This is a genomic window from Aliirhizobium smilacinae, assembly GCF_006335145.1.
GTDB lineage: Bacteria > Pseudomonadota > Alphaproteobacteria > Rhizobiales > Rhizobiaceae > Neorhizobium > Neorhizobium smilacinae.
In genome coordinates this window covers 615,179-636,208 of the sequence record NZ_VDMN01000001.1, presented here as the reverse complement: position 1 = coordinate 636,208, position 21,030 = coordinate 615,179, and the positions used below count along the sequence as shown (strand labels likewise).

The following is a 21,030-nucleotide window of genomic DNA, read 5'->3' as shown; positions in this document are numbered from 1 at the left end:
ACTCTCTCATTTTTTTGGATCGCATCATGTCCGGATATCGGAGGATTTCAGATCTTCAGTCGTATTTTTGCGACTGTCACCCATCCACTTTGACGTCTGAAAACCAAAGACGTCCATGGACGGCAGGCAGGTCTGTTTGACCTACAAGGTTCATAATTAAGGTTAGCAGAAGCTAAAGATTGACGAAGTGTGGATGCACGTCGATAAGGCGCAATCGGCACTGGGGGATTCCATGCGTTTTTACCTACTTCCCATCATAACACTGGCCCTTGGCCTCGGTTATTCAACAAGCTCGCAGGCAAGCTGTTCTGGCGGGGTCGGTTCCAACGCGCTGTCCTGTTCGTCCAGCCAGGGCTCGCTTTCCGAATACGCGACGTTTATTCAGAACGATTACGTCCCATCTGCAATTGCTGTCGTCATGCAAAATTTTGCAACCGTCTTTAATGCGGCGACGCCCGGTCAGACGGGCTGGGGACAGATCGCCGACACCTGGGGAATAGCCGGCAATCAAGCGAGCAAGCGCATAGAATATTCGTTGCCGGGCGTCGGATATGTCACTGACCGGGGCGTGTCTGCCGATAAGGGACCATCTCCCTTTTCAATCGATGGACGCACTCAGTCCAACGGCGCAAACGCCTATGTAGACGTGTATTGGACCGGAACGATTGCGACGCTGATCGACGGAGTGACCAATTATATCGCGTCTTATCGGTTTTCCGTTAGTGCCGCGGCCTGGACATCGCTCGGGCTTCAGGGATCAAATCTGAACTATTCGGGAACCGGTACCTATAATTTCACCGCGACAACAACCCCGGTACCAGGTCCGGAAGCAGGGGCAGGGCTTGGCGCGCTTGCTATCGGTGGCATTGCCCTGTTTTTGAGGCGTCGGGCAAAATACCAACACCCAAATCCGTGATAGGGGCCCCCCTTCAGCGTCGTATTCCGCCAGTCCATTTGCCCAAAAACAGGCGCTGACGACGAAAATCTCAGGGCAGCTCGCAGCGCCTAGCGTCTGACGCTTGCAACCGTCACCGGGTCCGTTTCAGACGTGGCGAAACGATAGACCGATTGGCTACCCTGAATGAGGAGCACCCACAGTACAAAGGATGCACCAAAGGACAATAAGAGGTTGCGCAATCTCTGCGACATAGGCGGTCGTCTCCGATTTGCATCGAATTTCCCACATGCGCCTCAAAGCCACGTCAAATGTTTCGCTAAAATGCCAACTAAACCGCAATCAGGTAACGCCACACCGGCATATCCCTCAAGATCCGCAACCCGCGGCTGCCATCGCAATTGGCGCCGGATATTTCGCAGACCACAGTGAGATAAACTCAGTGGCGCGGAAACTGGCTGCGAATGTAATCGATGTAATAGTTTCCCGGAGACTGCGCCGAGATCAGGTCCTCAACGGTGGATTTCGGCACCTCTGAAAAAACACGCTTCGATCCGTCGACCAGGCAAATACGAAGCATCCGCCTCTGTTCATTATATTCCACGGCATCAATAAGCTGCGACTTGAGCTTAATCAGCATCACGAAGTCCCCACCATCCCCATAGATAGGCAAAGAATGCATGTAAGTCGGTGCTAATTCAATCGCCGAGTTAACAAATTGTGAAAAATCGTGAAGGCTTGTCCCGACGAGGCTGGCGCAGCTATCTATGGCTGTACGCCAGCCTCTGCCGCAGCTGGGGTAAGCCGGTCTGGCTGCTGCGATAGCCTGTCTTTGCCCCAGCGCTCACCGCCCGTCTGGCTGAATGCGGTGGAAGGGTTATCGAAATGCCAGAATCCACAGGCGATCGTGCTGTTTTTGGGCATCAGTCTTCACTGTAGCCGGTACACGGCCGCTGGATGGCAACAGAAAATTACCGCTTTCGCAGACCAGCCGTCAGCTGTCGTCTCTTGGAAACTTCGTCCTGATTTTTTTCAGGTAGAACCGGCCTGGCGACCACGTGCGCGTCAGTTTCTCGAAAATCTCGCGCGGCACACCGGAAAACACACGGATCCTGCCGACACGGAAATAGACCAGCAGGAGGCGTGCCTCCTCATCATATTCTGCATGATGGAGCATCGACGATTTCAGTTTTGCGTAAATCATTCGAGGCCACAGTCTCTTCGTGAACGAACCGCAATATGCGCCTTTGACAGCAAATCCTGAAGTCAAACATGACACTGTGGTTACGTCTTAAGGTTACTGTAACGGCCAGGATCTGTGGCCGCTTCGAACTCAGTTTAAAAATGCGCGCCGATGCGGGAGACTTGAGCAGCGCCTTGTCTTTCCATGACACTGAACACGCGGTGCCCTTCCTCTTCCTGGCCGCGCACAATAGCGATGATCAATGCTCGGATTGTCTAGGCCATGCCGGCCAGCCGATAGGCATAATGCAATTTCTCGGTCACCTGCGGATCTCGATCCGGCGACAGAAGGCTAAGCTGACGCGCCGTCATGCCCGGATGGATTTCTTTCAGTCGGTTGGCGTAAGCGGATGCCGTATCGATATTGCCGATAAGCGCATGAGATACGGTCAGGACGCGCAGGGCGGGCTCGTCCTGTTTCATCTGGTCACAAAGATCGATCGCCGTTTGATAGTCGTCGCGCTTATAGGCGATGCTGGCTCCTGCCCACCAGTAAAGATCAGGCGCCAGCGGATTGATATCGATCGCTTGCTGGAAGCGCTCCCAGGCCTCGTCTGTCTGTCCGAAATGGGCAAGCGCGTCGGCATGCTGCAGGAGCAGGTCGGCCGAATGCGGCGTCAGGGCCTCGGCTTCCAGAAAACGTTCAGCGGAGAGATCAAAATCCCTTCGGTATAGTGCCACCATTGCACTGACCCAGTGCCCGATCCCGGACGCTGGATCGATTTGCATGGCGGCTTCTGCTTCCGCGTGGGCACGATGTAAAAGGTTTGGATCATCGCCTCCCAGGATCAGCCATTCCAGCTGCAGGGTTTGTGCGGTGCGAGCGCGGGCGACCGCCATGGACGGCTCAAGTTCTGTCGCCTTACGGAATTCGGCCCTTGCCCGGCGCAGCGCCGGCAGATGACACTCTCCCCTCAGATAATTCTGTCCGGTCAAAAGGTGCAAATAGGCCGTCGGTGATCCGGCCGTGACATCCAGCTGATGTTTCTCCAGAGCATTGGCAAGCGCCGTCGAGACCTGCCGCGACAAGATCCTGAATGCCGTTCGCAGGTCTGTCTCACCCAATGAGAGGTCAAGCGACCAGATAATTTCCCTGGAATGAGACTTCACCAGTGCGATCGAGGCGTGTCGATCTTCGAAAACGAGTGTGGTGACGAAATAATCAAAACGGAGTTTGTCGGAAAAGCTCTCGAGATTATCGCGTTCCGCGGCAAAACTACTATGTGGCGACAGAACTTTGAACGTGCGGTATCGGGTAAGGCCATAAGCGACATCCTCGACAAGCGACCGTATGAGCGGACCTGCCGGTCGCATCTCGGTATCTGTCGGCAGCATAAAGGCAATGCGCGGCTGGGAAGGGCGCGTCTCATGCAATGCAACGTCTTTATCCAGCTCCGCAATATCATACGACGTGAGGCGCCGATGGAGTGCAACTGTTGTCTTGTCGGGCGAAAGTCCGTCGCTTTCTAAAACAGCACGCAGTCGGTCGAACGTCTGCTGGAAGGACGCGTGATCGCCGATCCGGGCGTAGGCCGCCATAATGTCCCGATAGGTTTGCTCGCGATCTTCATCAAGGCTCAGCGCGCGCTCCGCTAGCGCCCCGATTGCAGGGGTCTTTTTATGACCCAAACGGGTCAGATCATCGAAGACCGGTCCCAGAGCGGAAAAGAACAGGTCCTTCACCCGCTTGCGCGCCGACAAAAGCCACAGGTAAAACTGCTCGTCGCCGGTTTCATGTCCGTCCAAAAGCTCACCGTGAACCGACATCATCGCCTCAAGACGCGCGTTCGAAACCTCTGTATCGACCGATTGCAGGAAAGTCGCCAGATCGGATTTCAGGATTTTCGGGCCGGCCATGAGATGGCCACCGCTCGACATCACAAATGAGCTGCCATCCGTAAAACTTTGAAGCCGCGACAGGAGTTGTCGCAGATTGCCAAGCGCCCGCTTGTGTTCAACGCCCTCCCAAAGAAGCGAGGCCGCGGCAGGCCGTGAGAGTGTCTGCCCCGGAGCAAGCAGGAGCGCTGCAAAGAGCACATATGCTTTGGTCGGCAAAAATCCATCATGACCGGCCAGTCGCGGAGTGCCTGTCAGCCAAAGCAATGTCTGTTCTGTGCCATTATCAACTGTCATTGCAGGCTATAGTGAAACAAAACGTGCGATATTTCCATCGGATCATACAGTGATTGTATGATTTGACACGATCATGACAGAAAATAACCGCCTCGCGGCGCGGTTTTGCTGGCGCTCTAAATTGAACTAATCTGGTGAGCAGCTGAGGCGGCCTGGCTGTTGGCCGAAAGAATGACGGTTTGCGCCGGATAATCAGACATAAATAACGACGAGCGATACGATCCCGGCAAGCCAGAGCGACGTTACAAAGATGCCACCGACCATCAGCGCTCTTAAATTCATATTGATGCTCTCGCCACGTGCCGAAAGGAAACGGCCGTTGAGCTAGGGGTAAAGCTCAACGACCTGCGCTACCCAACAGGAAAAGGTCGCGTTGCTCCCTATTACGTCCTGGCGCGTCACAGCAGCGTCAAACCAGTCAGCCACCGACAGGCGTGAAGAGATCAGTAGCTGTCCAGCCTGTGACCTGACCGAAAGTCAGTGTGTGTCCGTTCTTGCCGATAAGAGCCATCCAGACGATCACCTTTTGCCGCAACTGGCGCCTCATGGTGTCGGAGCGATGCGACTTTAGCGACGCCTGTCGTTGCCAATGCATCTGTAGAGACACGACTGAGGCCAATAGAGGTCAAAACATTGCGACGGCCCAGGTCTTCAAAACAGCACATCGGAGATGTGCACGGAGAGGTCGCGAGGTCGGTTTTTCGCCGCTTAGGCGATCGACCAGAGAAAACCAACAATCCCGCCAATCCAGGCTGAAGTAATAATGGCGGAACCAATCAGAAATATTTTCACGTCCATGGTTATCCCCAATATAGTTACATCGGTAATCTGTCATGCCGTGAAAATATTGCAATGAAGATCTGCTGTTAGGGTTATCTTCGAAGGTTAATCAGGGGGCGTTACATCAACAGCTTCGCGACGCTGTCGCCTTCTTGCTTTGCACGCGACAGCCATTTGCTTAGGCTCGCACATGCCGTGCTAGTTTGATGTCGTCTCGGTTAAAGTTGCATCGGCCTCTGCAAGCAGGCAGCGGCGCACACAGTCCTCGGCATAGGCGCTCATGAACAGACGGCGGGCATGCTCCGGATCTGTCTTTCCGGCAACCGCCTCGCAGCAGGCGCGCTGTGCCAGCAAGAAACTTGTCCCTCTGCGAAACGAAAAGCGCGTGCTCATAAAGCGAAGCGCATCGCTCGGGCCGACAACCACGCCGGTAATGCGATGGTCATCACCAACGTGAACTGGACGCGTCCAGCGGGTCGAAAACTGTAGCTCAACAATGACACTCACGAAATCGGACCTGCATCGTTTATTTGAATATTCAGATAAGCAGATACCCGGGTCTTCGTCGTATGATATTCCGGATTTTACCAGAAATGGCGATCTGTTTTGAGACGGTAGTAGCAAAAAAGTCAGTTAATTAAGGCATTTAAGTTGTATTTTAAATGTTTTGGATTGGCTTTTTTAGGCAGTTCGAGTGGCCGTGTCCCGCTGGAGCATCCTCTCAATGATCATGACAGGAGGCCACTGCGCTTCAGAATAACCCCAACGCGTCAGAGGCTGTGGCGAATTGATCGGCTCTTCGCGGCCGCGTCACAGTAAAATGCCTCACCCAAATGGGGTATTGTAGTACTCTAGAGCGCAGGCTATGTTAATTATCCCTTAACCTGGTGCGGCTTCCATGGAACATTACTGTCGGTATTTGCGCGTCCCCTGTATTCTTCTGCGCATGCTGACAATGAGTGTCCTAATAGGATGTGTGGCAGTATATTCGGGTAACAGTCTGATATTGAGCGGGCTCTTTGCTGCTGCATCACTCGCGCTGATGCAGGTTGGCTATTTTGGTGCGATCGTCGTCATGGTCATGAAGGAAAAGCGGCGGGACCGCTCGTCCTGAGCCTGCTTCGCTTGCTCTTGCTGGTAAGCACCGGACTTGTCGGTATTCGGAGCGCTATTGACCGATAGAATTGGCGCAGGCGCAGGGGCAGGGGTTGCTACCGCACTGAAATTGCTTGCAGGACAATGATGTTCGGCAATCCAAATCATGTCGATGCCAATTTACGCTCTTATAAATGGCGTAGCGGACCGTTCAGGCTCCGGCCCCTGTTGTGACCTGCTCTGTACCCAGCCGATCTTGTCGCTCAATTGGTTACGGCGCGTAGATCCCACTTCGAAGATCTTGAGACACGCGCCGTAACGATCATTAACGCTTTTAGCGAAACCGCAGTTAGCCACTAAAGCCTTACGCGGTTTGAGCGCTGTTGCGGCGACGTTTTGCCCAATAGGCAAGCCCCAGCATGGCAAGTGCGCCAATGCCTGCGCCAGCCTCGGGGCCGGGGACCGGAACTGCGGTGCCCGCGGGTAGCTGCGTGTAGGTGATCGAACCACCCTGATAGCTGAAGATGGCCTGGAATGCCTGGATGTTAGGCGCCAGGTAGGTGCGCATAATGGTAACCGCAGGGATCTCCGAGTAAAAGTTCTCTTCGAATTCCCCGTAAGTTCTTGTCGTCCAGTTGTTTCCGACCGTTGCGTTGAACACGCTTGTCCAGCCTGAAACCCACGAATTGTAGATGTTGACGTAATTCGCTTCGTCAGTGCTCGTCACCTTGGTGGCCGGAGCCGGAAATGCAGCTTGCGCCGCCGAAATGCTTCCAAACGCCAGCGCTGCCGCCAGCATCAAAGTCTTCAGTTTCATCATGTTACCTCTCACTGGGAATTTATCCCTAACGAGCGGTTAATGGCATTTTGCTACATGCTGCGTCCACAACAACTTGAAGCTCACCTGACGTCATGTTGAGTTGAAGTTAATCTCGATGCGATGATCTGGGTAATCCGGGTTTTGTACTTCCCTAAGATCGTATTTTAACGCCGATGCACATCAGGGTTGCTGATCGATACGGAGATCACCTGGTTCCAAGGACGGGACATAAGCTCGAGCTATTGGACGCACGGCAGATTTTTCCGGTTCTAGAACGTTGATTTGAGCTGACCGCCAATATTCCAGGCTGGTTTCTCAGTCTCCCGGAAGGTGGCTGAAACCGATAGGTCCGCCTGCCAGCCCTGCGTGAACTTCCAGCCAACCCGCCCTGCAACGGACCCAAAATTTTGGTCATCTGCTGTACCGCGAACATCACCTACCCAATCAACCGACGCACTGACGCCATTCTTCCTGGCAAACGTCCGCCCTGCAGCACCAAAAACAGTAAAGTCAAATGTTTCGGAAAGGCTTCGGCTCCAGGCGAGTTCTGCGCTGATCGTGTCGGCGATCGATCGGCCCGGTTTCATTTGCGCGGCAAACAGATTGTCAGGCGATACCGCTTCTTCATAACCATCGAGATCGAGCCAGGATCGCGAGATGCGGGTTGACAGAGCAAACTCGTTGATCTCGTCTGGAGCAAATATCAGACCCGCTCGCGCATAGGAGGCAAACAAATACCCAGAGCTTGAACCGACACCAAAATTGGTGCTGTTGAGATTTGAATAGCTGCGCGACAATGACGCCGACACGTTTGGTGAGGCCCACGCGCCAACCTCGCCAAACGCTCTCCATTGAGATGGAGCGGTGGTGAAGCGCACAGCTGCGGCAAACAAGGCAAGCGTATCGGAGACATTGTCGATCTCGTTCGGATCAATAATTGCTGCGCCTGCAAGCAAACTTAAACCGTCACCTGCCTCCCAGCGACCGGCAAATCCCGCTGCCGCATCCGAACTGGCAAAACCGCTTACAGAATTGCCATCGTCAAACCGGTTCGTCTGTCCCAGCAAGCTCAGGGCACTGTCCATTAATCCCACGGCAATCGACTGTCTTTGCCGTGCGACCTGATTTGCCGATTCCACGACAGCCTCAGTTGTTGTGAAACCAATTCGGGCAAGATCGATCGAGTCCAGAAATATGATCGCGTCGGACAGACCTGGATCAGGCGCCCCGGTTGCGCCGACCACGACGTCAAGCTCAACTATGTTGGATCCCGAGCTGCCGATCCTTTGCGAAAAAGAAAGATCATCGTCGGTTGGCAGGGTGATGTCTTGCAGGACGACGGCGCGGCCATCTTTGAGCATAACGACCGAAGCAGCCTGACCAGGTTGCGTTGAGACGTAACCGCGATAGTCCACCGCAAAAACGGAATGTCCTTCTGCCTGTGTGACCGGCACGCTCAGCCTGCATGTGCTGCTCGCCCGGGAAATTCCGGAGGAGCCGCCAGCTGTTGCCGAAAAATCATCGAACAGAAAGCTTGTCGAATTGCGATCGGGAGACTGCACGCGCGAATAGGTCCCATCCGCACAGCCGTTTGCAGCCAGCGCGTAACCTGGCAGGGCAGTTGCAGCGAATGACACAATCAAACGAGATAAAAGTCTCAAATACACAATTCCCGCGGAAGGAGGGCAGCACCATTGTGCTGCCCCAACGCTGCGTACTACCGGCAGGTCCGCCACTGCAGCTGATAAACAATCGCTGCTTTGACATCCTGGGTATCGACCGTCGCCATGGCCTGCTGTCTGCCATTGGTGTTGACGCGAATACTCGAGTTCGTTCTCAGATTGACGTCTTCGCCACAGGCCGACCAGATCAGCGATTCCGCCACCAGTTTGTTGGAAATCAGATAGTCTTTTTCTGTCGGGCCATTAAACGATCGGGTAAAAGACGGCCCCCGCGTTCCGGCAAAAAAGTATTCGACGTTGAACTGCGACCGTGCGCCGCGAGGAAGCTGATTAAAGCCGCGATAGTCGATTGCAAGGACCGAGACGCTACGGCCCTGCGGCACATGAACCGGGATGGCAACATTGCAGGTCTTGCGATCAAACGATTTACCGGTTTCACCGCCTGCTTCGACGACGTAATTATCAAACAAAAGGCTGAGCGCCTTACCATCAGGGCTGATGGTCGCAGAAACACTGTCAGATGGGCAGCCACTGCCACCATAGCCCGGCACGCCAAGCGAAATGTCCTGCGCCGGGGCGGCTGAAGCAGCCGAGGCGGTTAGCAAGGAGGCGAATACAATACCTGCGATCTTCATGAGATTTCCTTAAGTTTTGATGCGACCCCGGTGACTGACCCATAATGTGACATCGGAAAACTGAACTTCGCATGAGTGCATCGTTAATCCCTGAGTCATTTAGCGGATGCGAATATCCACGAACCTGAGTTAATGATTGCTTACGAAAATATGGTCTGAAACGTCCCATCCTGAGGCGATTTTGTGATCTGGTGAGATATGGCTAAGACGTGACAATCGCTCACGAATTTCGGTTTTCACGCCGCGGAGGGTGCCATGCATTCGATTGGATACAGGCTTGTCACTATCATCCTGCTGCTGCTGGGCGGATTTGGTCTTTCAGGCTGCAATACGACCGGTCCATCCGCTGCGACGCCGACATCGGCAACGGGGAAAGCTCAATTGGTGTCTCCTCAGCGGCTTGAGCATCAACGCAGGCAAGAGGCGCGTTATATCGAGGGCAATTATCGGCGGCTGTATCGACCGAAATCCTGTAGAAACACCGGGCAGCAATGTGGTCGAGTGGTCAATCCATACTAAGCAGCCCCGACTTTGAGCGCATAGGGGCAGCAGGCAATGGTCGACGAAGGCCAGCAAACTGAAGTGCAAGGGCGTCACGCTCCATTGTTGTGGCAGGGATACATACCCCTTCAGTTTTCTTGCCCCGAAAGCGCCGCCAAACGCGTCGGGCTCAGGCAGTAAATATCGACCTGCCCATCTTTGATAACGCAGCTGGTTCCCACCCGCATGCGAGACGGCAAAGGCGATGCCCGGCAATGCAGTTCCGGCTTTCTCGTGGCACAGTGAACAGCGCCGAGGCGCAACGGCGCATGAGATCAGCGATATGGCAGAAACCGTGCTTCTCCTTGCCCGTTCACCGTCTCGCCAGGAGGGCAGGGACGTCTGCTGCTGATCGTGCTTCGACCGACAGAAATGCCTGCAGGTTCGCCTCGTTATCCAGCCAAAGGATCAGCCTTTTATTGCTGTCGCCCGGCAAGCCGCTCTGACGCGGAACGTTCATAACCGCCTCCAGCTTGGCAATTTCTTTGACACTTGCATGGCCCTGGCGCTCGAGGACCCGGCGTGTCGGTGCATCGATCGTGATGAAATCAACGGGCCACGCCTGACGGCCGCTTGTGGCATCCTCACCGACAAGCTGTCCTCCAACGACAATTCGAACGCCGATTTTTTTCAGATCTTCAAGTTCATGCCGGATCTGTTCGATATTCATCGGTCCGGCGCTCTGTTCAACACGCAATTCGAGACGGCCTGCCGGCAGGCCCGTTTCCCGCAGCGCTAGGCGCACTGCGCCAGGCAGGTCGCCGCTGAGAAACTGAATTGGCGAAACAGCAACCGATATCGTAATCAGTGGCCATTCAAGCGCTGCCTTGCAGCTTGCACGAAGGATCCAGTCACCAAGCGGCACAATAAGCCCGCTCTGTTCGGCAAGTCCGACAAATCGATTGGCAATGATGCGGCCACGATCGGGATGGTTCCACTCAACCTCTGCTTCGACCGCGTCCAGCACGCTATCCTCGGCCCTGAAACGCGGACGGAAAAACAGCGCGAACTGATCTGCCTTGATGCCAAATTGCATTTCATGGGCAAGGTGACGGTCAGCTTCTTCGCTATGGTCAACGGCATCCGAGAAAAAGCTGTAGGTTCCGCGCTGGCCGCCCTTTGACCGGTAGAGCGCGACATCGGCAAAGCGCAGGAGCTCTTCTTCGTTTTTTGAATCATGCGGGGCCTGGGCAATGCCGATCGACAGTCCGACCGTCAGGCTGTTTTTGTCGTGGCGAATGGGGTCCTTCACCGTCTTGATCAGCTTTGCGGCCAGGGTCGCTGCATCCTCGCGAGACAGGTCTGGCGCGGCGACAACAAATTCGTCTCCGCCGACCCGAGCCACGATCTGATCCACATCCAGCGCCAGCTGCAGGCGGGCTGCAACTTCGCGCAGGACGTGATCGCCGATATGATGGCCAAACGTGTCGTTGATCGGTTTGAAATGATCAAGGTCCAGATAAAGAAGCGATAGTTTGGCATCGAGTGACTGCACCGTGCGTGCAATAAAATCAGTGAGGCCCATTCTGTTCGGCAGACCCGTCAGGGGATCGCAAAGCACTTCCCTGCGGGCTTTGCTCAGATCCGCCGCAAGCGCGACATCGGCCGTGATGTCGGTTGCGATCTTGACCACCTTAAACGGCTGGCCATTGAGATCAAGGATCGGGTTGTAGGACGCCTGGATCCAGACCTCACGTCCGTCCTTGCCGCATCGGCGAAACTTTGATGAGAGGAAAATACCCTTCTTCAGCTGATCCCAGAAATGCTGATACTGGTCACTTTCGGAATGGCTTGGTTCGACCAGAACCCTGTGGTGCTGTCCGACAAGTTCCTCCAATCGATATCCCATGGCGTGGAGGAAATTGTCATTGGCGTCGAGTATGACGCCATCCATGTCAAAGCTGACAACGCATTGTGACCGGCTAATCGCTGCAATCTGGCCTTCGTGATCACCCTGTCTCAGCTTTTCCGCGGTTACATCGACAGCATTTTTGACGACCTTGAACGGGCGCCCGTTCATATCAAAAATCGGATTGTAGCTCGCCTGAAGCCAGAGCTCCTTGCCATCGCGGCAAATCCGCTTGAACTCGCCGCTTTGATGTTGCCCTGACGCCAGACGTCGCCAGAACTCCAGATAGGCAGCACCTTCTCGCTCTTCGTCTGAAACAAACATCTGGTGGTGGCGACCGCGGACATCCGACAGACGGTAGCCCGTCAGACTGAGGAAATTATCGTTTGCGTCAAGGATGGTCCCATCCAACGAGAACGAGACGACGCTCTGTGACTTGTGGATTGCCGCAATCTGGCCCTGATGGTCGGCCTGACGCAGCTTTTCGCGTGTGATCGCGGTTGCGTATTTGACCACTTTGAAAGGCTTTCCATCCTGATCGAATACCGGGTTATAGGTGGCCTGCAGCCATATCTCACGCCCACCCTGACCGACCCGCTTGAACTCGCCCGACCGATGCCGCCCTGCGGCGAGATCACTCCAGAAAATCTCATAGTCCAGTCCATGCGCATAAGATGGATCGACCAGCATCCGGTGATGCCGGCCTTCTATCTCCTCGCGTCGGTAGCCAACCGCCTGCAAGAAGTTCTCATTCGCGTCGATGATCGTCCCGTCGAGATCGAAGGTGACGACACATTGAGATTTGTGAATAGCGTCGATCTGCCCTTCGTAATCTGCCTGCTGAAGCTTTTCGGGCGTGACGTCAATCGCGTATTTGACGACTTTAAACGGATGGCCGTTGACGTCAAATATCGGATTGTAGGTGGCGCGAAGCCAGACTGGCGAGCCGCCTCTGCCCAGGCGCCTGAACTCTCCCGATGAATGCTGGCCCGCTGCCAGCCTTTGCCAAAACCCTTTGTACTCGCTTGAGCTAGCCTCATCGCGCTCGACGAACATGCTGTGATGGCGGCCGACCACCTCGCTCAGGTCATATCCCGTTGCGCTGAGAAACATTGGATTGGCATCCAGAATGGTTCCGTCCAGAGAAAACTGGATGACCAATTGCGATGTATTGATTGCCGCAATTTGCCCACCTATGTCAGCCGCGCGTCGCTTTTGTGAGGTGATATCGCGCATCAGCACGATAACTTCTCCGACAGAGCCCGCAGCATCGCAGATCGGATGGTACATTGCTTCCGCAACGAATTCATCCCCGTTGCGTTTCACTCGGGTGACGTCCGCCTGGAACGGTATCCCCTTCTCAAAAGCAAGGCGGATGCCTTCTTCGGTCTCCCGATCAGGCGCGCTGGGTAAGAAAATGCTGCGATGGCGATCGGCGAGATCCCAGGCCCGGTAGTCGAACATCGCGAGAAACAGCGGATTCGTTCTCAAGATCGTGCCGCTTGGCGAGAACGCCGCACGTGCCAGATATTGATCGAGTACCGCGTAATCATTCGATGTCGCGTCGCTGTCGGTGATCTGCTGAAGCATGAGCTGTCCTGGTGGAACGTGACCGACATCTTTGTGTGCGGTCATTCTAAAGTTCGGAAATTACCGGCGCGCCCGATTGGCAAAAATTACGCCATCAAAATATAAAATGAGTGAATATTGCCGTTGGCTGCAGAAATTTGTAACCGATTGGTCGCGCGACTGTTTTCGCCAAAAAAGATGCTTTGACTACTGAGCAGAAGTTGAAACAGCACTGCAGATTGTTCCACCGACATTGGATGGCGAAAGCTGGGTCGCATATTTGCGGCCAATCGCTGTAAAGAGACCTGAAAACGAAATTCGAACCTGCGGCAGATGCGACCTGATCGCGGGGTATCGCAACCGGCATGTCGGCTGTTGCCCCGACTCGTTTCCTTGCCTACCCTGGCAGTGTCGCTCGTCGACGACGGACGCAATGAAGTGCCATCGGCCTGCTTCCGGTTGATAACCTTGCCCTTAAAGCAGCGCATTCAGGCGCATCCGAAAGGTCCCCCGTGATGATCATCCCGCAGCAGCGTAGCAGCGACCCATTGAGCGCCGTTGATCAGGCGCTCGCCTGGCACGAAGGCGACGCTCGCGCCACAATCGAAACCCTGATGAAGGATTGCGATTATCTGCGCGGGCAGCTCCTGCTTGCACGAGGATGTATCAGTCGTGGCCTGACGAGAGGCTGGTTGCCGAATACCGATCGCGATGATGTTTGAACCGCCGCGCCTGAGTTCTAAAGCCGATGGATCAGACTGAAATCATTCCGCGCCTGTTGCGTGCCGCAAACGATAGGCGAACAACCGCCGCCACCGATCTGCGGGACCTGCTGCAAAAATCGATTGTTGCCATTCATGATCTGAGAGAGGAAGTGGGCATCCCGGGCAGCGGGACATCGCAAGATGCGGTCATCAAATTGATGGATGTTGCCTCAAATGCCGAAACCAGCACCGACGACCAGATGCGCGGCGCATTGCTGGAGGCGGCTGACATGATCCGAACACTCAAGATCGTCGCAGATAGCGGTATCGCCTTGACGCTTCGGATGTCCGAGCTCGAAGAGCACCCGTAGTGGTGCGGCGAGTGCTGGCACGGACATTCTGAGCGCTTGGCACTTCAGGATCTAAATCATCAGTTCAGCCCCATCAACGGCACAGCCCGCATACTGTCGGCCTGAGCTCCTGACGACCTGGAAAAACGAAGAGGCTTCCGGGGTAGAAGAAGCCTCTTCTTGAAGCTGCGTCGGAAAAAGACCTACGCAGCCATTGCGTTTTGAACGCGGCGCCGTTGCAGGAACAGAGCAATGCCGCCGATGGCAGCTGCTCCAAGACCGGCTCCGGCCTCCGGACCTGGGACCGGGATGGCGCTGATTGTCGTTGAATAGGACGCCTGGCCGAACTGCACGTAGACGCTCGACTCCCAAAGGAAGAATTTCTCGTCACCGTTTTCGACTGTGAAGGTCAGGCTATCGTTGATCGAAGCGCTGCCGCCTGCTTTTGGCTTGAAGAAATTGGCCACAAGGTCGATCATCTGGTTCGTGCTCTTGAGGCCTTCCCTGAGCAGGCTGTACGCGCCAATCGTTCCTGCTCCAGTCGTTGTGCCGTTGACAATAAAATCAATCACATACGTGCCGCTAGCCAGATAAATTATCCCCTGGTCTGACTTGGCAGAGGTTGACTTGCTAGTGGAAACAACGGTCGCAGAGCGGGTCTCAACGACAGAAGGAGTTTGAGAAAATGCGGAAGTTGGCAGTGCAATGGCGATTGTTAATGCGAGGTATTTAATGTTCATCATGTAAATCCTCATAATTACATTGGGTTGCAATTGTAATTAAACAAATAAACCATGTATCGTCCATCGATAAATAATGAAACTATCCTTGTGTTCTATATTTGATGCGCGAATGTGAGTTTGTATTTCTTAAATACTGTTTGGCCTTTCGCGATCGGCTGTACCTGGGCCTCGTGGCGATGGTGCGACACGGGGGCAGACGAATGCCGGTTGCAGGTCGAAGGCTTTTAGGCGCAGTCGACGCCAGGCAATATGAACAGCCTTCCACTCCGCTCGGGTTACGTGGCGCCAGCCGGCGAGAGGGTGGGGTGTCCACCGCCACCTCCCGTGCCTTACAAAGGTCAGGCAGTCAGGCTTCGCGCTGCAGCGGGGGTCGAAGTGTCGCAGCCGACACAAGACAGCATCTCAAGACCATCCAGTTTTTTCGTCAGCGTTAGGTCAGGCAAAATCCTTGCCCACCGCCCGTGCCATGTTGCCATGGCACGAACCGGCTCCCGTCGGTCAGTTTGGTGTGACTAATGTCTGGCGATGCGAAGAATGTGCTCGTCGCAGGCATCTGCAAGGCTGAGTGCAATTTCTCTGGGGTCAAACCCGGATGCTTCCAGCATTCTTACCATCTTGGTCAGGGCGGCTTCGGCTGCTTTGCGGCAATTATGATGACCTTCGGCCATCTCCTTTGCTGCGGTGTTCACATTATAGTCCATTCTGATTTCCCCGTTATCGCTGATCAGGTACACCCAGCATGCTGTGAATTTACGCAACTATAAACCGCATAATGCCGGTGATTCGCGTCTGTCAGCAAGTTAGGAAAGATGTTGTCTACAGAATATTAATGGGCGTGCTGAGAATAGAGGGTGAAAATATTTGATGATTGCTTGTTATGTATTTCTTGCTGCGATCGTCCTCTGTCGAGGAAACATGAATGGGCTCAATTATTTCCGTGGAGCTGAAGGAAATACAGAAATGATATGCGTCGGGGCATTGCCACTGTTTTGCTCGACCCCGAAATCAAAACTCCGGTCAGGCGCCGATTGATGGGCCGGAGACTGACGTCTAGCCGCCAAACTTCGGTCAAAACCGATAAGCGGCCGGGCTCATGCAGATCAGTTGAGCCCGCATTGTGCGTCGTCCTGGCAGGCGATCCGTTCCATAAGCGCGGGACGAGTGCAGGCTGGTCGTGTTGAGGCCTCCGTAGGACACTTGGGCGTCCGCAGGTGGCGCCCCGCCCGAACCTACCGGCTCTGTTCCGTCAAGATGGGCCGGAACGCTAAAGCCCGCGACGTGGCTCTTGATCGGGGGAGGGGCTACCAGATCTGACCTCTCTCAGCGTGTGCCTGACACTGCTCGGTGACCGCCGTCCGCGGTCATGACGCTGGCTCAGGTTTGGGCACTCATGCAATGCTTGGCGTTGTTTATTGGGCAAAGCGCCGCAGTAATGAGAAAGCTCCAGCTGCTGAAGCTTCCCGCTCTCGCAGCTTCACGAAGAAGGCCACACCCGGTGGCTTTTTTGTCCCTATCGCCCTGATCTAAAGATGTCTGTGTGGATCGGTCTAAGACATCGTTTTCAAAATATGCCCACTACCAAAATCGCAAACTCAAATGTAATCGTTTGCCAAATACATTTGAGATTCTATCAATGATAAGCACATTTAAATATTTCCTCACATTTCCATTATCGATCACCAAAAACACAACTGAATGGTCGCCATCAGTATTTTTTCGCAAGCGGCGGCTGGTCGACGGAACATTCGCTTCCGGCGAGCTGATGATGCGAATGATGAATGGAAGCGCGATCTACCGCGCAATGACGCAGGCAGAAGAGCAAGATTTTCGCGAGGAAACATCGATCTAGGATACCCCGACAAAATTGCAGGGATGGGGTCGCGACCTTAACGCTCCATCACATTTCATGCGCCTCCGTTGCTTGCATCAGCCAAGGGGGTGCATAAGCCTCAAGCAGGCGGGGCATTGCTAAGTCTCCCGAGAATCGCAAAAACTGTCACCGGGAAATTGTTGTCAGGTGGTGGATGAACCATGTCAAATGGCTCGATAGTTCAGCGAATTGAACAATCGCTTTCCCAAATGCGGCGCCGGGAAATTTCTCTCTCAACTGCAGCAGCCGCGATCCTTCTACACGGTCTTGCTCTTGAAGCGCTTTCCGATGTCGATCTCCAGGAACTACACGCAATGACAGCGGATTTGGAGATCGCGACTTGGAGCGGTGACGATGAAGGTTTTGCCACTCCAGTCATTGAGCAAGTTGTTACCCAAATGGACGGGTGGCTCATTCGATTGCCTCGGTGACGACGTGAGTGCCAATGTGGTGAGGGAGATGGGGCTTTCTTTCGACCCGAAGCGGACTTTAAAGCCGTCAGCCCAAGCCTTCCGCGTCTTCACGCAGAAGGCCTGGTCGGCGTGGTTTTTAATCCACCATGCCTATTCCGTTGACTTATGCTGGCGGGCAACGCCAGCAACACGGGCCCCGTAGAGGCGAGCGGTTTCGAGATCGCCGACAGACATTTCCTCTGGTGCTGCGTCGGCATCCGACTGCGCCATCGGTCCGACATATGATCCCATCCGGTTTGCATCATCTCTCAGCGACGACTTGGTGTTCGATGGCTTGATGCCCAAGCTTACCCATAGGCCACCATGCTGCCCCGCCAGAAGAACAAAGTATTGCAGCGTGTTCAATTTGTCGCCGTTAAGACTGGCGCTGTTGGTAAAGCCGCCGAAAACCTTGTCCTGCCATTTCGCGGAAAACCATGGCTTCGAAGACGCATCCGCGAACTTCTTAAACTGCCAGCTCGGTCCGCCCATGTAGGTCGGTGCGCCGAAGATGATGGCGTCGGCCGCACCGAGTGCCGCCCATCCGCCCTCGGAAAGATTGCCTTCAGCGTCGATAGCATGAAGCGTGGCTCCGGCGCCTTCGGCGACGGCCTCTGCCATACGGTGGGTGTGGCCGTAGCCGGAATGATAAACGACGACGGTGTTTGAGATTGAGTTGGTGGTCATAACTGGCTCCTTGGCCGTGGTCTTGCGCCTCGCTGACGGAACTCGGCGCGGTTTAAAGTTTTGCTGTGTTGCTGGCTGAGAGTGACGGGCTTGCCGCCTAGGCTATGAGAGCTGGACGATGACCGCGATCAGCAGCAGCATTAGGAATGCTGCTGGCGGCAGGATGTGACGAAAGTCGCGCACTCGCACGACGGCGACGATCGCGGCGATCATAATGCACACACCAAGCGCTGCACCGATCGCGAATGTCGGGCGCACGACAAGAAGAACGGCCGTCATGAGTTCAAGTAATGCGGTGACCCAGCACCACCACCATGGAAATCCGTAACGGACGAATTCTTCGCGGATTGACTTGCGAGCACTCGCGTTAACAACGCTGCCTAAGAGAAACGCCGCAGCGGCCACGAGCGTCGCGGCATCACCAAGCGAAAACGATACGAAGTTGTTCATTGATAAACCTTGACGGTGAAATCGTCGTCGTGACGATAGCGGCAAACATAAATAAAGCATTGCTAGATTGTCAACCGTTGCCATAATTAATTTGGATCGCTAAAGTCTCCATCGACGGATCGAAAGTGAGAAAATGGGTATCAGCGAGCGCAAAGAGCGGGAAAGAACCGAGCGGGAGCAGCGGATCATCGCAGCGGCAAGACTGCTTGCCGAACGGGATGGATGGGCTTCGGTCACCGTCCGACGGCTTGCGCAGGAGATCGAATACAGTCAGCCGGTCCTGTATGCCCATTTCGTAAACCGCGACGCAATCGTCGGGGCGGTGGCGCTTGAGGGGTTTGGAGAATTGGGGCCGATGTTGCGGACGTCAGTGCGCCGAGGGGCAACTCCGACTGAGGCAATTCAAGACGTTGCAACGGCTTACCTTCAGTTCGCATTCGAAAGGCCAGCTCTGTATGAAGCCATGTTCGTTCTTCCGAGCGGCCTTCGGTTCGCCAAGTCCGATACGCCTCAAGTTCTGCGCGATACTTTTGGGGCCATGATGGTGGTCGTTGAGCCGTTTTGCGCTGACTATGAGATAGCGACAGAGTCGTTTTGGGCTGCGTTACACGGACTGGCGGAACTCGAGCGCCATGGCCGGATCAGGTCGACGCACCGCGACGAGCGTGTAAGGCATATAGTTGCAATGTTTGGCTGACCTTTTCTCCTGCCACCAAGGCGTGATGGACCAGCTGAGGCATGCCGACCGTTGCAGGCGAAAATGTTTTGTCGCGGATATTTTGCAAAAAAATCGTCGTTAAGCTTGGCGCACCCGCCCATCAGAATGATCGCAGCCGGTTGCCCGCTCGTGGCGGATTTCGTTGAGGCACTCGCTTGATTGGCTGGTCATCCGCCTATGTCAGTCTTTCCTGGCGGAGTACCTATGCGTTTGCGCCCCGCTTCTCGGCGCATGGGTCTCAATTCATGCCGCTCTCATGCGGCAACGACGCAATATGGCGTCGTTTGTGGCCTGAGCTTGGCCAACTTTTTTAGATTTTGTGCGGTCGCTGCAAGCAGGAATTCGTCTCGTGCACCACACGGTCCCCGAAGAAGAAAACGCGCCATCCGTAAAATGCGTTAAAAATGCGCGAAGAGCATCTCGACTTTGTTCCAGGGGTGACGCGACAGTTCATATTCTGGTGTGGCCGCAATCGCTCCGGCAAGATCGCGCGCATCCTCCTCAATAACACGCGGCACCTTGCGCATAACTTGGCAAATGGAGTGGATGTCAGGACGGTGGAGCCGGTATGAACCCTAGACACTATCCGCCACGATGTGTTGATCGTATTGCGGCAAGGTGTCGGTAATTGTGAACCACGGTGCTTTTGACCCTACGAAAATATGCGCTTGCGGGCGGATCGTTGGATCATCAAGCAATGTTCCCATCGCTATATGAGCGAAAGTTCCATCCCGCACCACTGCGAACAAAAACGATCCGCATGAGTTGCACCGTTGGTCTTGCCAGCCATTAGCGCCGATCGTCTTTATATCGTCACGCCCAGTTGAGACACGGAGCTTTCCAATCTCAATGCCAGCCAGCGGTTTAAATGCCGCCCCGGTTGCCCGGCGACAAATCGAGCAGTGACAGTTCACCGCGAAGGCAAACTCGTCATCGACTTCATACGTCACACTGCCACACTGACATGCGCCTCGAAGCTTTCGCTTCGTATTGCTTGCTTGACGGTCGCTCATAGTCGTTAACCTCGCCTCTTGGCGTATTTGACATATGCAATATCGCGCTTACGAAGCAAGATGTCAGGGCGGCGGGCCGCGGCTCGTCCCGTACCCTTGTCGTTTCCGAAGTCGAACTCATCGTATAGCGAAAAGCTTTGAGAGATACGAAATGGATGAAATGACTGGCGACAACGCCTAGGCTCGACAATCGCCACGCTTCAGTCTTTGACATCAGCCGAATTTTTCGATGAAGGCACACTTCGTTATCACAGCGTTGAACATGACATGGACGACATCACTCGTGCGTTTCATCTCGACCGAGCGAAGCTTGCACCGGTGCTGGCAAAAAATCCCGTGGCCCGGGCCTGCTGGTTACCTCTCGATCCGAGTGATCTGGATGAAATGGAGGTCGCTGAGATCTAATGGCGACTAAGAGAGAACGTAGCCGATGAACGCAACGTGGACGGAGCACTAGAGGAACCGTTTGAGAGCGACTCTCTAACTGCGGCGCTTCTGCGCATCCGCGCCGAGTAACGCCCCATGATGTCAGGGCGGCGGGTTAACCAGTTACAAAGCTAATTCGGAACGGCTTACCGATCAAGCCGTTCATCGCGCATGACAATAGCCAACCTCAAGACTTATGAATCGGGCATGTCGATCACTTATGATCGTGACTCATGCATTGCAATGATCGCGTTTCGCGGCCTGCTCTTCCAAACCGAAGACCTGTTGAAAGACCAGTCATCAATGCAGACACTGGCTGAGGACTTTTGTCGATCCAGAGGATGGCGAGGTTAACGATGCCGGCGCGGTTGGATTAG

General features: G+C 54.6%; 20 protein-coding genes and 1 pseudogene. 6 read left to right on the top strand and 15 right to left on the bottom strand.

The genetic code is table 11. The annotated features are described in order from the left end of the window. Positions 1–193 precede the first annotated feature (193 nt). Positions 194–916: a hypothetical protein gene (locus FHP24_RS03150; protein WP_139672731.1), complete on the top strand. Its 723-nt coding sequence runs from the start codon at positions 194–196 to the stop codon at positions 914–916. A 418-nt stretch (positions 917–1,334) separates the two neighbouring features. Here the strand turns inward: FHP24_RS03150 and FHP24_RS03145 are convergent, their stop codons facing one another. The 9 genes from FHP24_RS03145 to FHP24_RS03105 all read right to left on the bottom strand — a co-directional run bounded on the left by FHP24_RS03145 (position 1,335) and on the right by FHP24_RS03105 (position 13,728). Continuing rightward, on the bottom strand, positions 1,335–1,535 hold the full coding sequence (locus FHP24_RS03145; protein WP_180355868.1) for a KTSC domain-containing protein: 201 nt from the start codon (positions 1,533–1,535) through the stop codon (positions 1,335–1,337). Between the two features lie 354 nt (positions 1,536–1,889). Continuing rightward, positions 1,890–2,099, bottom strand: coding sequence for a KTSC domain-containing protein (locus FHP24_RS03140; RefSeq protein WP_139672725.1), 210 nt, complete (start codon positions 2,097–2,099; stop codon positions 1,890–1,892). Positions 2,100–2,353: 254 nt separating this feature from the next. Further along, a complete protein-coding gene (locus FHP24_RS03135; protein WP_246091578.1) occupies positions 2,354–4,192 on the bottom strand; it encodes a BTAD domain-containing putative transcriptional regulator in 1,839 nt (612 codons plus the stop codon). A 1,056-nt stretch (positions 4,193–5,248) separates the two neighbouring features. Continuing rightward, a complete protein-coding gene (locus tag FHP24_RS03130) occupies positions 5,249–5,557 on the bottom strand; it encodes a DUF982 domain-containing protein (RefSeq protein ID WP_180355867.1) in 309 nt (102 codons plus the stop codon). A 952-nt stretch (positions 5,558–6,509) separates the two neighbouring features. Next, positions 6,510–6,965, bottom strand: a complete 456-nt coding sequence (locus tag FHP24_RS03125; RefSeq protein ID WP_139672714.1) for a hypothetical protein — start codon at positions 6,963–6,965, stop codon at positions 6,510–6,512. A 269-nt stretch (positions 6,966–7,234) separates the two neighbouring features. After that, positions 7,235–8,626, bottom strand: a complete 1,392-nt coding sequence (locus FHP24_RS03120; RefSeq protein WP_180355866.1) for a DUF4360 domain-containing protein — start codon at positions 8,624–8,626, stop codon at positions 7,235–7,237. Between the two features lie 56 nt (positions 8,627–8,682). Next, entirely contained in the window at positions 8,683–9,282 is a 600-nt protein-coding gene (locus FHP24_RS03115; protein ID WP_139672709.1) for a DUF4360 domain-containing protein, read from the bottom strand. An 853-nt stretch (positions 9,283–10,135) separates the two neighbouring features. Next, positions 10,136–13,261, bottom strand: coding sequence for a sensor domain-containing protein (locus tag FHP24_RS03110; protein ID WP_180355865.1), 3,126 nt, complete (start codon positions 13,259–13,261; stop codon positions 10,136–10,138). An 86-nt stretch (positions 13,262–13,347) separates the two neighbouring features. Next, complete coding sequence (locus FHP24_RS03105; RefSeq protein WP_139672703.1) at positions 13,348–13,728, bottom strand: hypothetical protein; 381 nt, start codon at positions 13,726–13,728, stop codon at positions 13,348–13,350. A gap of 27 nt (positions 13,729–13,755) precedes the next feature. On the opposite strand from FHP24_RS03105, the gene FHP24_RS03100 reads away from it, so the two are divergent. Both FHP24_RS03100 and FHP24_RS03095 read left to right on the top strand, forming a co-directional pair. Next, entirely contained in the window at positions 13,756–13,962 is a 207-nt protein-coding gene (locus tag FHP24_RS03100) for a hypothetical protein (protein ID WP_139672700.1), read from the top strand. 26 nt (positions 13,963–13,988) lie between these two features. Continuing rightward, positions 13,989–14,315, top strand: a complete 327-nt coding sequence (locus FHP24_RS03095) for a hypothetical protein (protein WP_139672698.1) — start codon at positions 13,989–13,991, stop codon at positions 14,313–14,315. 182 nt (positions 14,316–14,497) lie between these two features. Here the strand turns inward: FHP24_RS03095 and FHP24_RS03090 are convergent, their stop codons facing one another. After that, entirely contained in the window at positions 14,498–15,037 is a 540-nt protein-coding gene (locus tag FHP24_RS03090; protein ID WP_139672695.1) for a hypothetical protein, read from the bottom strand. 512 nt (positions 15,038–15,549) lie between these two features. Then, on the bottom strand, positions 15,550–15,771 hold the full coding sequence (locus FHP24_RS03085; RefSeq protein ID WP_180355864.1) for a hypothetical protein: 222 nt from the start codon (positions 15,769–15,771) through the stop codon (positions 15,550–15,552). 1,297 nt (positions 15,772–17,068) lie between these two features. On the opposite strand from FHP24_RS03085, the gene FHP24_RS03080 reads away from it, so the two are divergent. Beyond that, positions 17,069–17,338, top strand: coding sequence for a hypothetical protein (locus FHP24_RS03080; RefSeq protein WP_139672689.1), 270 nt, complete (start codon positions 17,069–17,071; stop codon positions 17,336–17,338). A gap of 132 nt (positions 17,339–17,470) precedes the next feature. On the opposite strand, the gene FHP24_RS03075 is transcribed toward FHP24_RS03080, so the two are convergent. Both FHP24_RS03075 and FHP24_RS03070 read right to left on the bottom strand, forming a co-directional pair. Next, entirely contained in the window at positions 17,471–18,046 is a 576-nt protein-coding gene (locus tag FHP24_RS03075; RefSeq protein ID WP_139672686.1) for a flavodoxin family protein, read from the bottom strand. A gap of 102 nt (positions 18,047–18,148) precedes the next feature. After that, the gene (locus FHP24_RS03070) at positions 18,149–18,496 is read right to left on the bottom strand and encodes a DoxX family protein (RefSeq protein WP_139672683.1); all 348 of its coding nucleotides are present in this window, start codon (positions 18,494–18,496) and stop codon (positions 18,149–18,151) included. A gap of 133 nt (positions 18,497–18,629) precedes the next feature. On the opposite strand from FHP24_RS03070, the gene FHP24_RS03065 reads away from it, so the two are divergent. Then, positions 18,630–19,193 carry a TetR/AcrR family transcriptional regulator gene (locus FHP24_RS03065; RefSeq protein WP_139672680.1) on the top strand — a complete coding sequence of 188 codons (564 nt, stop codon included), beginning with the start codon at positions 18,630–18,632 and terminating at the stop codon, positions 19,191–19,193. Positions 19,194–19,468: 275 nt separating this feature from the next. On the opposite strand, the pseudogene FHP24_RS28965 reads toward FHP24_RS03065, so the two are convergent. Both FHP24_RS28965 and FHP24_RS03055 read right to left on the bottom strand, forming a co-directional pair. After that, positions 19,469–19,738: pseudogene (locus FHP24_RS28965) on the bottom strand (IS5/IS1182 family transposase); the annotation flags it as partial. Positions 19,739–19,789: 51 nt separating this feature from the next. After that, positions 19,790–20,227: a GFA family protein gene (locus FHP24_RS03055; RefSeq protein WP_139672675.1), complete on the bottom strand. Its 438-nt coding sequence runs from the start codon at positions 20,225–20,227 to the stop codon at positions 19,790–19,792. Between the two features lie 267 nt (positions 20,228–20,494). Here FHP24_RS03055 and FHP24_RS28620 point away from each other — a divergent pair, with 267 nt between their 5' ends. Continuing rightward, complete coding sequence (locus FHP24_RS28620; RefSeq protein ID WP_180355863.1) at positions 20,495–20,632, top strand: hypothetical protein; 138 nt, start codon at positions 20,495–20,497, stop codon at positions 20,630–20,632. Positions 20,633–21,030 lie beyond the last annotated feature (398 nt).